Raw genomic sequence first — 13,258 nt, 5'->3', positions numbered from 1 at the left:
GTTTTACGAAATGGCAAAGTACACTAGAGAAGATATCGTAAAATTAGTCAAAGAAGAAAACGTGAAGTATATCCGTCTTCAGTTTACTGACATTCTTGGAACAATCAAGAACGTTGAAATTCCTGTAAGCCAGCTTGAAAAAGCGCTTGATAATAAAGTCATGTTTGACGGTTCTTCTATTGAAGGATTCGTTCGCATCGAAGAGTCAGACATGTACCTGTATCCAGATCTGAATACATTTGTTATCTTCCCATGGACAGCTGAAAAAGGTAAAGTAGCACGTTTCATCTGTGATATCTACAATCCGGATGGTACACCTTTCGAAGGTGACCCGCGAAACAATTTAAAACGGATTCTGAAAGAAATGGAAGACCTCGGCTTCAGTGATTTCAACCTCGGACCTGAGCCTGAATTCTTCTTATTCAAATTAGACGAAAAAGGCGAGCCGACGCTTGAACTAAACGACAAAGGCGGATATTTCGACTTGGCTCCAACTGACTTGGGAGAAAACTGCCGCCGTGATATCGTACTTGAGCTTGAAGAGATGGGCTTTGAAATCGAAGCGTCTCACCATGAAGTTGCGCCTGGCCAGCACGAAATCGACTTTAAATATGCTGGTGCTGTCCGCTCTTGTGACGACATCCAAACGTTTAAACTAGTTGTCAAAACAATTGCCCGCAAACACGGTCTGCATGCGACATTTATGCCAAAACCGTTGTTCGGTGTGAACGGTTCCGGTATGCACTGCAATCTATCACTCTTCAAAGATGGCGTTAACTCATTCTATGACGAAAACGCTGATCTTCAGTTAAGTGAAACAGCGAAACACTTCATTGCAGGTATCGTGAAGCACGCAACAAGCTTTACAGCAGTAACAAACCCGACTGTGAACTCTTACAAACGTCTTGTCCCTGGCTATGAAGCACCTTGCTACGTAGCATGGAGCGCGCAAAACAGAAGCCCGCTTATCCGTATCCCGGCTTCCCGCGGCATCAGCACACGTGTTGAAGTACGCAGCGTAGACCCAGCTGCTAACCCGTACCTTGCACTCAGCGTATTGCTTGCTGCAGGCTTAGACGGAATCAAAAACAAACTGGAAGCGCCAGCTCCAATCGACCGCAACATCTACGTGATGAACAAAGAAGAGCGCATGGAAAACGGAATCGTTGACCTTCCAGCAACACTTGCGGAAGCGCTAGAAGAATTCAAATCAAACGAGGTCATGGTCAAAGCGCTAGGCGAGCACCTATTCGAACACTTCATCGAATCAAAAGAAATCGAATGGGATATGTTCCGCACACAAGTTCACCCTTGGGAGCGCGAACAGTATATGTCTCAGTATTAATCTTTCAATCCCTTGGCACTATTGGTGTCAGGGGATTTTTTTGATTTTGATTAATAGAATGAGAAATTAGCATTTTTGGTCAATGACCAAATTATGACCAAAAATATTTGAAATTAGAAATCTAACTCTACGATTGAGGACATAAAACATTACAAATTTAGAAGCATATATGTATTGGTGTATTTATTACACAACCTATAGGAGGTAATAAATCATTTGGGAGACATTAAATATGATCCTTTTAAGGTTAATGGACATCAGTGAAGATGAATTTAACTTTGCCTCAAGAATATAAAAATTTGATCATAACAAAATGGTGGATTGATTTAATTTTAATGCGTTTCCAAGAAATCAGGAAACATCTTGGTCAGACGACCATATTGAAGTTGAGGGGCTACCACAAAAACTGTTGTTCATACAGGGAGATGGACACAAATGGGTTGCATTAGATTATCCGCCAAACTATGAGAATCACCTGTACAGTACTATGACCTTGAATTAAATACTGACATTAGGATTGCAGACTTATTTGATGAATTTTTATCTAAGCTATACACATATGAATGCGAAGATGAAATTCATGAATACGATAACTTAGATTTTGATGAAATACATACTTTTGATCTAAATGATCCTGATGCTATACAGAAAGAAGAAGTCGAAAAAATACTGGTTAGTAAGAATTCTTTGGAGTTTCATAAAATTTCTCTTTTTCCAATCCAAGATCTCGAAGACCTAGTGTGAATACTGCACGTTATTAGAGAAAATTCCATAGGGCAAAAGGTGATATGGCTTTTGAATTGGCTGATGTATTGATGTCAATTGTTTCTTCGTACACACACCAAATAAAGTTGAACAATTTAAGAACTATAGTTTGAGAAGCTGCTCAGGAGGTAGGAAAGTCCAAAAATGAAGATACTGAGATGATATTAGATCAACTTTAAGACTTCATGTAAAACAAACTTTAATTTCCTCTCTTGTTTATTCTTAATATCATCTTGACAAGAATGGTAATATGTTAAAATACTAAGAAAAGAAGGAATGAATGAAAAAACTATACAGAAGACTAAGACATTCGTTTTGAGTTAGTTTCTGCCGATCATGTTTTGGTATATTCATATTATCGTTGCTGTCTCATACAATGGAAAAGTAGCTTTTTTGGTGAAAATCTAAATAAGAAAACACCTTTCAAAATTCTATGCAGGCAATAGTGAAATGTTATTGAATGATATTAAATTTGATGATAGTAACATGTACGTCCTTATCAAAGGGTTTGACATGCAAAAAGAGAATATCTTAGGGGAAATAACCTCCTATGACTTAAAATCAGGGAAAAAGGTTAATACAACACCATTAAAAGCGAAAAGAATGGGAAATTGCACTTATTGCATAATGAATAAGATGAGGAGGATATCTCATTTGGGTGGTCCTGCATTTTTAATACTACTTGTACTGCCGGCTGTATCATTTATCTTAGGAATAATAGGATACTTTATTTTCAAAAGAGTATGGGTAACAACCTTGATTATATTTGTACTCTCTTTAGTTTTTATGCTAATTGAAATAGGGTTAGAGCCGACTTTTTTAATCTGGGTGTCTATCATGACAGTTGTATGTTTTATATCTGGAATTCTAACTAAATCCATTGCAACTTTAATTAGAGGATGATAGCAGAAGCGAAGCGTTAACGATAACTTTGACAGCATTTTTGTGGTAGCATTTCTTTCAATGAAACCCTAAGTAATATGGCAACTTGATTTGCTCCTAATTAACCCCTTTTATAAGGGGGGTGAATTATTACCAACATTTACATCGAATTTTTGTACTTGTTAGTAGTGAATAGAGAACTTTTGTTTTGTTAATATTAGATCAATAAAGGAGTGAGCGATATGCTTAGAGATCGAGGAACAATCAAATTTATATTAAATGTCAAGAACTTAATTTAAAGCCCAGTTTCAGGAAGTCTTTTTATATAATGTCACACAAAATGTAATGGAAAAGTAGGCGTTTTAAGGTGATTCGTGACAGAGATCGTATTAAGTGGGTTTCTATGGTTTTACCTAAATATGTAAAATTACTAAGGGAATATAATGAAAGTTTATATAAAGTCAAAAAAAAGGTTTTCCATCGAGTACTGTTCCATCTGGAATAAGAGTTCTGGAAACTTACTTGTTACTTCGTTGTTGTGACGAGTATATAGCTTAATCTGGAGAAGTTGCACCGTTTCACCCCTTTGGATTGGTTATCTAAAGGGGTGTTTTTATATTGAAAGAAAAAGAACATCTGAAGTTGAAAGTGGATTAAAAAACTGTTGAGTGACAATAGAGTTGTTCCGTTAAAGGGCCGTATTGTTGAAGATTAACTAGGAAGGAAAATGATGTTAAAATGAAGCTTAAAGCAAAGGGGGATTAGAAAATTGTGTTATGAAGTTGTAAATACAACAGTGTTTTCTCTGGAAAACGGTGGAGGTAACCCGTGTCCTGTTGTTTTGAAAGCAGATAGTTTAACAACAGATAAAATGCAAAAGATGACAAAGGATTTTGCTCATGAATCAGCCTTCGTTTTAAAATCAACTCGTTCTGATTGTGATGTAAAGATTCGTTTCTTTGTTCCATTACATGAGATGGAAATGTGCATCCATGCGACTATAGGAAGCATTACAGTTCTCGTTAACCGAGGTATGATAAAACATTCACCGACTATCGTGGAGACAATGTTAGGGCCTGTTAAAGTTGAATGGGAAGTAAAAGGATCGAATTTAGATGTTAATGTGGAACAATTCTCCCCCAAATTTTTGAATGTAAATCCTACAGTAGAAGAAATATGTAAAGCATTATGTATTGGAATAGATGACATAAATAATTTTCCTATTCAGTCTGTCTCTACGTCTCGTTATAAACTAATTATTCCTTTAAAAAGCGTGGGAACTCTTAACAATCTTAAACCTAATTTTGAATACCTTTGGAAATTATGTGATGAGTTTAACACTACTGGGTTTTATCCTTTTGCCATTGAGCAGGAAAGCAAGCAATATGTCCAGGCACGTCAATTTCCTAAGAGAGCTGGATACAACGAAGATCCGGCAACTGGTGTAGCCGCATCTGCATTAGGGGCATATTTAACCGAAAATAAGGTAATCTACCCGTTAAAAGATGGTTGGAACAGCTATAAGATTATTCAAGGAGTCGCTATGGGGCGGCCTAGTATTATTAAATCCGAAACTTTTATACAAGAAAGCAAAATTATTAGAACCCGAGTAAAAGGAAACGCAATAGAAAAACTCTGTTAATGGTCTTCAACAAACGGGCGCGATTGTATCACATGGGGAACTTGTAAGTTCTAAATAAAACAACAGTTTTAATTAGATATGACCTCTCTGTATAATAAAGGAAATAGATCGGGGGATTGCAATGAAAATCTTAAAATTTCAATTTGATGATTCGTTCTTTGACTTACATGCAGCGTTTAAAGTTAATTTGGATCTTCAAAAGATTATGATATCCAGAAGGATATGCTTATGATAAGTAAAGCGATACTCAAAACAGCTGGCTATATAAACTTCTTAATCCAAGATACATACATTAGATATGAAGATAACAATTCAGTTTATTGTCATTATTGCTTTGAAGAAACTAAGTAAATTTTCGCCATAAGAAACTCTGGTCTATATTTGGTACTTATTTGGGAGGAAAGTATGTCAATTTTAACAATAATTGAAATCGTGTTAGTGGCAACTATTTTAGGATTATTTGCTTGGACTTTTAAAAAAGAAAAAAATGCTGATGAAAACGTGTTTAATTATGCTAGATATATGATTTATTTGCTTGTAGCAGAAGTTGCAATGTTTGTGATATTTCAAATTGTTTAAGTTAAAATATATATTGTAAGGGATTTTAAGGAAGGATCTAGATAATGTTGTTGAAGCATTCATCATGAAAGGGGTTATAAACATGCAAGTTTTAAGGATCTTTATTGTTCATGTCTTATCTGCGTTATCAGCTGCTGCTGTTTATGTTTTTGGCATTGATTATGATGGTTACTATCCATACATTCTAATAAGTGCTATTCTCTATATCTTTTATTTAATCTTTGCAACACCTGTTCAATACTTTTTAAATCGTAAGCCAAAAAGATTTAGCCTGAAATATTTATTCATATACTTATTCTTTTCCTTCTTAGTATGGTTATTCTTCGCTTTAATCACTGATCCAATGAACACCTTAGGGATTCTATTATCATACGAAATTTACTTATTTAGCATTTCATTTGCTATTATCTTTTGGGTCTGGGACTCAGTTTTCTGCAAACCAAGGCAAAGACAGCAATCTAAGTTATCACAATCCACAAACTCATGATACATTTAAGGAATAACGGTGCCATATAAAAAATTGGATTTGACCTCATGAAGAATAATTCAGAATGGCTTGACTTTACTTTACTTTATTTTGAAAGGGGTCGAGTAAGGTGAATAGAAAAAAGGATGAAATACAAAGAAAATATAGGGAACAAATGAGAGAGAAGACAGAACAAGAAAAAAGAGATGGCAGTTCACATACTTTTGAGATTGTTGTTGTACTAGCCATCATTATATTGCTGATATTCTTTAATTCAGTATTCAAAGCTTTTTAGATAAAAGAATCGTTAATTGTAAAAATGTAGGCTATTTTTTAAAAAATAGCCCAGTGCAGCCAAACCAATTCTAAGTACTAATGCTTCAATCTTTCTGATTAGAAAAAAAGGGGTTAAATGAGTTTGAGGATATTCACCATATGGAAGAATTTGAGGACTTGAAACTTAAAGGGGCAATTAATGCTTAAATAATGAATCACTACATATTGGGGATATAAAAAATGAAATTGTATAATGAATTTATAAATATAGCTAAAACTCTTAATAAAGAATTAGATATCATTCCATTATTATATGGCTCTTTAGGTCTTGAAAAGGTAACTGGGTTGGATTTTTCCCCAGAAGATATTGATATCCTTATTCCTTTAATTTTTTTAGAGGAAAAGTGGGAAAAACTAAAAAAAATTATGGAACTGCAAGGTTATAAAATGGTTGATTTACATGAGCATGAATTTAGGAAAACTAATACTAATATAGGCATTGCGTACATAGAGGATTTAAAACCATTTGCAGATGTAGACTATAATAACCTAGAGGTTTTTGAAGATTACGGAGCGAGATATCATTTGATAACTATTGATGATTACCTCAAGATTTATAATAATTCTTTGTTAGATGGCTATAGAAGAACAAAGAAGAATAATAAAGACCAAAGTAAAATTAACATATTGAATAAACTGATACAGAATTAATTTCTGTTTTTAATAACAAACTTATGTTTGCAGCAATGCCGCAATGAAAAAGCATTTAATCAAAAGTACAATTTCTAGCACTTTCATTACCAATAAAAGTTTAAAGTGGAAAACCAATCTCTCATTAAATAAAAATAAGAGTTTTAAAAAAACTTATTTGTAAAGTGAAATTTTAGTACGATTAAGCACTAACTATATCTATCTTAGTTGAAATTATATTCAGCATGCAAAAAATATAGGTGCGGGCTCTTTTGTCTTTTGCTCTTGCCTTCATGAGTGTTTGATAATCAGTCTAAATCCTTTGTTCGTTTGCTAATTTTAGACCGTATTCTGACGCTGAATTTTCATCATCTCGCCTGCAGTTTTTGCGCTTATTCTCAGCAGAGGGTAACTCATCTTTAAAATCTTCTTTCCGATAAATATCTAAGGTCGTGACGTCTTCTGTTAAAACATAATGGAATTTGATATTGAAATAACATTAGCTAAATCATGTTCTAAGATTCTTCTATGTAGATAAGTCGGCCTCTTCCAAGCTACCAAGAATACACTCGTTAAAGAAGCAATTTTAATCAAGATCAATTGATTGGTCAGCAATGCCAGCCTAATCTTCATAAAATGATTTTATGTATTAGCACTCCTGAAAGCTCGCTATCTAAGCAGTTTTGAATATGTCCCAAATATAAAGTATCCTGTATATACCATCGTTGGTATAGCCACTATAGCCGAGAGTTCCCTATAAGGAGGACAACACTGTGCGGAAAGCTTTAAGACGTTTATTCAAGATACAGAAAAATCAAAGTCCAGACGCTGATGGCTATTTGCATATTCTAGAGAAGGCTATAAATCTAGAATTAAAACAAAAAATATATGCGTTGGAAGGCTTAGGGGAAGTAGTGGCAGAAAAACTGCAACGTAAATATACAGATGTTTTTGAAAGTCAGGGCAAACGTAACCTTAGCATCAAAATTTGTAGAGATATAGATGGAGATGGGATAAGTGATTTAACAGCTGAGAGGTGCTTGGAAAAAGAATACCGTTCCCAAATCACAATTAATTATGAAACTGTAGCAGCCAATGAAGATAAAGATATAGACGCATTTACAATTGATTTATGGTATTACTACGGTGGATTTATAGGAAGCGGTTGTGGAACATTATTCGATTTAAATAATGACTTAGAAAAGGAAATTGAAGAGGTACTAATTTTTTACTCAATGACAAACAATCCGAGAAATAAGAAGAAAGCCACAAAGGGCTTTCCGATAACTGGTTATGTTTTTAGCGAATAGAAAAGCCCCTAAGAGAGCTTGGATTATTGCATGTACCTTATTATGTGCATGATGAGAAGGTGGAATGATCACTTTAAGTTTCAAGCTTTGATGCGTATTTAGGAAATAAAGACTGAAACTTTGTTTTAATTTTAAAACGATATTGGATGAAGAATACATAATTAAATCCCTTTATGTTTTCGGTAACCTGATCCATCTATAGTGGTTGTCATGATGTAAACATTATTCGTGTTTTATTTGCCAAAAGTTTAAATTGAATTTTTGAAAGAAAAATTTGTTAAGCTTTCAACCGCCTATACCCGAAAAACATAGAAGAGCAGTCCCTATAGCGGAGAACAAGCCTTTTTTATGAGGAACCGCTTTATAAGTGTTATTCTCTTTATCTGTTATTTAATCTTTGCTGTGCCTGAAAAAGTAAATTTTCTGAAAAAAATGTTGAAAAAGCTGAAAGGATTTTATAATATTAAATCAAGTTAGTTTGTTTGGTCAACAAACTAATGAGGTGAACTTATAGTTGTCCATAAGATAAGTTCTTTTTCAATATGGATGAAAGGGGGAAGAGGCTCGACGAAAAACAGATGAATTTACTGCTTGCTGATTACTATTTAGATGATGATAATGCTCAGTAAAGTAAACCACTAGAATTTTTTTACACCTTTTTGAAAGCGCTTTTATAAAACACTGTTCATAAGTCTGGAGATATTTTTTCCATTTCTTACTGTTCCATATTAAAGGGTCGAAAAGGGGAGTAATCATGCTCAGTGAAAATGTAAAGAAGATTAGGATGGTTGAAAAAGTTGGATATGCGTCTGGGGATTTCGCGTGTAATTTAATTTATGCAACGGTGTCTACTTACCTTTTGTTCTTCTATACAGATGTATTTGGTTTATCGGCAGCAACAGCCGGTACGATGTTCTTAGTGGTTAGAATCATTGACGCCCTCGCTGATCCTTTTATCGGAACAATAGTAGACAGAACGAACAGCAGATTTGGGCGCTTTAGACCGTATCTTTTATTCGGAGCTTTTCCATTTGTCATACTGGCCATACTCTGTTTTACAACCCCAGATTTTTCGGCGATGGGGAAATTAATATATGCCTATATGACCTATGTTGGCTTGTCGCTTACATATACAACGATAAACGTTCCATATGGAGCGTTAACTTCTGCAATGACTAGAAATAATCAAGAAGTTGTTAGTATAACATCTGTTCGTATGTTATTTGCGAATCTTGGAGGGCTTGTCGTTGCTTTTTTTGTTCCCTTACTGGCTGCCTATTTAAGCGATACTTCCGGCAACGAATCTCTTGGCTGGCAACTAACCATGGGTATTTTGGGAATGATAGGCGGGGGCCTTTTAATCTTTTGTTTTAAAAGCACAAAAGAGCGTGTCACTCTTCAAAAATCTGAAGAGAAAATTAAACTATCTGATATATTTGAGCAATTTCGTGTTAATCGTCCACTTGTTGTATTAAGTATTTTCTTTATTATCATTTTCGGAGTGAATTCAATAAGTAATTCAGTTGGCATCTATTACGTGACGTATAACTTAGGAAGAGAGGATTTAGTGAAGTGGTACGGTTTGATAGGAAGCTTGCCTGCATTGGTCATTTTACCGTTTATTCCAAAGCTTCATCAACGATTGGGAAAGAAGAAATTACTAAACTATGCATTATTACTGAATATAATCGGCCTCCTAGCTTTACTGTTTGTTCCGTCAAGTAATATATACCTCATACTCTTCTTTCGATTAATTGCTGCTGCTGGAAGTCTCACTGCCGGGGGATATATGTGGGCGCTCATTCCTGAAACAATAGAATATGGAGAGTATAGGACTGGGAAAAGAATGGGCGGGCTCATATACGCTATCATCGGATTTTTCTTTAAATTTGGCATGGCCTTGGGAGGGGTTGTACCGGGATTGGTTCTAGATAAGTTTGGATATGTGGCAAATCAGGCACAAACGCCGGAGGCATTAACGGGAATTTTAATTACAACTACCATTATACCCGTGTTCTTACTGGTTCTAGCCATGATTGATATTCATTTCTATAATCTAGATGAGAAAAAATATAAAAACATGGTACGAGAATTAGAGAATAGAGATAAAGTTTATTTGGATAACATTGATGAATTCAAAGCTTAAACATTGATGAGTGAAAAGAAAATAGCTGAGGAGGAGTCCCAAATGAAGATTATCAATCCAGTACTTAAAGGATTTAATCCCGATCCAAGTATTTGTAGGGTAGGAGAGGATTATTATATCGCTGTATCTACATTTGAGTGGTTTCCAGGAGTACAGATACACCACTCAAAAGATTTAGTGAATTGGCACTTAGTTGCACATCCATTACAGAGAGTTTCACAATTAGACATGAAAGGAAACCCTAATTCAGGTGGGGTTTGGGCGCCATGTTTAAGTTATAGCGACGGAAGGTTTTGGCTGGTCTATTCGGATGTTAAGGTCGTAGATGGCGCTTGGAAAGATTGTCACAATTATTTAGTGACTTGTGAAACGATTAATGGTGACTGGGGAGAACCGATTACATTAAATAGCTCGGGGTTTGATGCATCTTTATTTCATGATACAGATGGAAAAAAATATTTATTAAATATGTTATGGGATCAGCGTATTGATCGGCACTCATTCGGAGGAATTGTCATACAGGAGTATTCTGATAAGCAGCAAAAATTAATTGGTAAACCGAAAGTTATATTTAAAGGAACGGATAGAAAGCTGACGGAAGCTCCGCACCTTTATCATACCGGGAACTATTATTATTTATTAACTGCAGAAGGAGGAACTCGGTTCGAACACGCTGCTACAATTGCCCGTTCTTCAAATATTGAAGGGCCATATGAAGTTCATCCTGATAATCCACTCTTAACATCGTGGCATGCTCCAGAAAATCCACTGCAAAAATGTGGACATGCCTCCATTGTTCAAACACATACAGGTGAGTGGTATTTAGCTCATTTAACGGGACGACCTATTCATCCTGACGATGATTCCATTTTTCAGCAGAGAGGATATTGTCCTTTGGGCAGGGAAACAGCTATTCAAAAACTCTATTGGAAAGATGAATGGCCTTATATAGTTGGTGGAAAAGAAGGAAGCTTGGAGGTAGAAGCGCCTGCTGTATCAGAAAAAATGTTTCCAGCAACCTACCCGGAGGTTGATGAATTCGAGGATTCTACATTAAATATTCATTTTCAAACGTTAAGGATCCCGTTTACAAATGAATTAGGTTCATTGACTCAAGTGCCAAATCATTTGCGATTATACGGTCATGAATCATTAACCTCGACATTTACTCAGGCATTTGTAGCCAGACGTTGGCAAAGTCTCCATTTTGAAGCGGAAACTGCAGTTGAGTTTTATCCGGAGAATTTTCAACAAGCCGCCGGATTGGTGAACTATTACAATACTGAGAACTGGACGGCTCTTCAAGTCACGCATGATGAAGAACTTGGCCGTATTCTTGAATTAACGATATGTGATAACTTCTCTTTTTCACAGCCATTAAAAAATAAAATTGTTATTCCTCGTGAGGTAAAGTATATATATCTAAGAGTAAAAATTGAAAAGGAAAAGTATTATTATTTCTATTCTTTTAACAAAGAAGATTGGAGAAAAATTGACATTACATTGGAATCGAAAAAATTATCAGATGATTACATCCGTGGAGGAGGGTTCTTCACAGGTGCCTTTGTAGGAATGCAATGTCAAGATACCAGCGGAAATCATATTCCGGCCGACTTTAGATATTTTCGTTATAAAGAAAAATAATGTACACGTGAAAAAGGAGACTTCTATTGAAGAACTCCTTTTTCATAGGAGAAGGTATCTTTAATAAAATGGTCTTATTCAACATTACACCAACAAAACAAAAACTCATCTTTGAAGATGAGCGTAGAACATAGAGTTTTGTACAATTTAATCATGTAACGATATCTAGAAAATGTTCAATAACAATCGAAGACATTCCTAATGCCGGTGCATTCTTTCCTAAGGAAGATGGCAATAACTCATAGCTATTGGCCAATTGGGAATAAACCCTTGATGACACTTCACTTCTAATTGAATTTAAAACCATTGGATGCGATTCGATTATGCTGTTTCTTAAAATGACGGCTTGTGGGTTGAAAGTATTTAAAATATTGGTAAGGCCTATGCCTAAATAGAATCCAAAATTTTGTAGCGCGTTTAAAGTTCCAATATCATTCAGATGGACGAGGTCTATGATATCTTGAGTGAACACTTTTTTCTCTTTAGTCTGAAGAGATGTTAATAAAGCCTTCTCGGATGCATACAATTCCCAGCATCCTCGGTTTCCGCAACTGCATTTAGGTCCATTAAAGTCTATTGTCATATGTCCCATTTCTCCGGAGAATCCGCTTACACCTCTATATAAATGATTGTTGATAATGACGCCGATCCCTATTCCTGTACTGATGCTTGCATAAATAATGTTATCGTGATTTTTTGCAGCACCGAATACTTTTTCTCCATATGCACCGGCATTTGCCTCATTTTCAATAAAAACAGGAACATTGAACTTCTCTTGGATGAAAGGTTTTAAGTCAATATTTCTCCAGTTGGAGTTCGGAGTGAAAACAATTTTTTGATTTTCATCAATGAGCCCAGGCACGCATATGCCTATACCAATAAGCCCGTACGGAGATTGTGGCATATGTGTCATAAAGTGATGAATCATATTCACTAGAATGTCTTTCGTTATTTCTGGAGAATTGCATTCCAAATGGTGGTGTTGATCCAGAACGATCGTCCCTTCAAGGTCTGTTAAAATGCCATTAATATAATCCACACCAACGTCTATTCCTACGGAGTATCCAGCCTTTTTATTAAAAACAAGCATGACAGGTCTTCTGCCGCCGCTTGATTGTCCCTGGCCGATTTCAAATACAAGATTTTCTTTCATTAATGTGTTTACCTGTGATGAAACAGTTGATTTATTTAAACCAGTTCTTTCAGATAATTTAGCTCTTGAAATAGGTGAGTTCTTAAGTATTTCTTTTAATAATAATTTTTGATTTACTTTTTTGACAAAGGTTTGATCTGCGATATCCACTTCATCCACTCCATTTGTATAACCTATAAATTAAGTTGAAATTTTTATGTGTTCAGTATGAAACATGGTACATAGCGAATCTTACCCTTATTATATCTAATGTGTTCATAAAAAACGAAAAAAATATTGAAAATGCGGATGAGGTTATATAAGATGAAAATAAGTTAGTTTGTTTGAACAACAAACTAATAAATAATCTACTTACAATAT

Annotated in this window: 11 protein-coding genes and 1 pseudogene; 10 read left to right on the top strand and 2 right to left on the bottom strand. The window is 35.1% G+C overall.

Annotated elements, in window-relative coordinates; all coding sequences use genetic code 11:
• Positions 1-10 precede the first annotated feature (10 nt).
• Together glnA and ACMX2I_RS12465 are read left to right on the top strand one after the other, a co-directional pair.
• Positions 11-1,345, top strand: a complete 1,335-nt coding sequence (gene glnA, locus ACMX2I_RS12470) for a type I glutamate--ammonia ligase (RefSeq protein ID WP_087991491.1) — start codon at positions 11-13, stop codon at positions 1,343-1,345.
• Positions 1,346-2,623: 1,278 nt separating this feature from the next.
• Positions 2,624-3,013, top strand: coding sequence for a DUF2651 family protein (locus ACMX2I_RS12465; protein ID WP_414957106.1), 390 nt, complete (start codon positions 2,624-2,626; stop codon positions 3,011-3,013).
• A 452-nt stretch (positions 3,014-3,465) separates the two neighbouring features.
• On the opposite strand, the pseudogene ACMX2I_RS12460 reads toward ACMX2I_RS12465, so the two are convergent.
• Positions 3,466-3,554: pseudogene (locus ACMX2I_RS12460) on the bottom strand (ATP-dependent DNA ligase); the annotation flags it as partial.
• A 207-nt stretch (positions 3,555-3,761) separates the two neighbouring features.
• On the opposite strand from ACMX2I_RS12460, the gene ACMX2I_RS12455 reads away from it, so the two are divergent.
• The 8 genes from ACMX2I_RS12455 to xynB all read left to right on the top strand — a co-directional run bounded on the left by ACMX2I_RS12455 (position 3,762) and on the right by xynB (position 11,745).
• On the top strand, positions 3,762-4,634 hold the full coding sequence (locus ACMX2I_RS12455; protein ID WP_414957105.1) for a PhzF family phenazine biosynthesis protein: 873 nt from the start codon (positions 3,762-3,764) through the stop codon (positions 4,632-4,634).
• Between the two features lie 405 nt (positions 4,635-5,039).
• Positions 5,040-5,213 (top strand): hypothetical protein, encoded by a 174-nt coding sequence (locus tag ACMX2I_RS12450; protein ID WP_414957104.1) that lies wholly within the window; start codon positions 5,040-5,042, stop codon positions 5,211-5,213.
• 64 nt (positions 5,214-5,277) lie between these two features.
• Positions 5,278-5,700: a UPF0715 family protein gene (locus ACMX2I_RS12445; protein WP_414957103.1), complete on the top strand. Its 423-nt coding sequence runs from the start codon at positions 5,278-5,280 to the stop codon at positions 5,698-5,700.
• Positions 5,701-5,809: 109 nt separating this feature from the next.
• Positions 5,810-5,974, top strand: coding sequence for a hypothetical protein (locus tag ACMX2I_RS12440; protein ID WP_414957102.1), 165 nt, complete (start codon positions 5,810-5,812; stop codon positions 5,972-5,974).
• 221 nt (positions 5,975-6,195) lie between these two features.
• Positions 6,196-6,666, top strand: a complete 471-nt coding sequence (locus ACMX2I_RS12435; RefSeq protein ID WP_414957101.1) for a hypothetical protein — start codon at positions 6,196-6,198, stop codon at positions 6,664-6,666.
• Between the two features lie 752 nt (positions 6,667-7,418).
• Positions 7,419-7,955: a hypothetical protein gene (locus ACMX2I_RS12430; RefSeq protein ID WP_414957100.1), complete on the top strand. Its 537-nt coding sequence runs from the start codon at positions 7,419-7,421 to the stop codon at positions 7,953-7,955.
• 754 nt (positions 7,956-8,709) lie between these two features.
• The gene (locus ACMX2I_RS12425; RefSeq protein WP_414957099.1) at positions 8,710-10,101 is read left to right on the top strand and encodes an MFS transporter; all 1,392 of its coding nucleotides are present in this window, start codon (positions 8,710-8,712) and stop codon (positions 10,099-10,101) included.
• A 42-nt stretch (positions 10,102-10,143) separates the two neighbouring features.
• Positions 10,144-11,745 (top strand): xylan 1,4-beta-xylosidase, encoded by a 1,602-nt coding sequence (xynB, locus tag ACMX2I_RS12420; RefSeq protein ID WP_414957098.1) that lies wholly within the window; start codon positions 10,144-10,146, stop codon positions 11,743-11,745.
• Between the two features lie 151 nt (positions 11,746-11,896).
• On the opposite strand, the gene ACMX2I_RS12415 is transcribed toward xynB, so the two are convergent.
• On the bottom strand, positions 11,897-13,048 hold the full coding sequence (locus ACMX2I_RS12415) for an ROK family protein (RefSeq protein WP_414957097.1): 1,152 nt from the start codon (positions 13,046-13,048) through the stop codon (positions 11,897-11,899).
• Positions 13,049-13,258: the final 210 nt, after the last annotated feature.

Source organism: Bacillus sp. SW14 (assembly GCF_047608225.1).
Lineage (GTDB): Bacteria > Bacillota > Bacilli > Bacillales > Bacillaceae > Bacillus > Bacillus subtilis_G.
The sequence above is the reverse complement of the archived record's forward strand: the minus strand, read 5'-3'. Positions and strand labels throughout refer to the sequence as shown.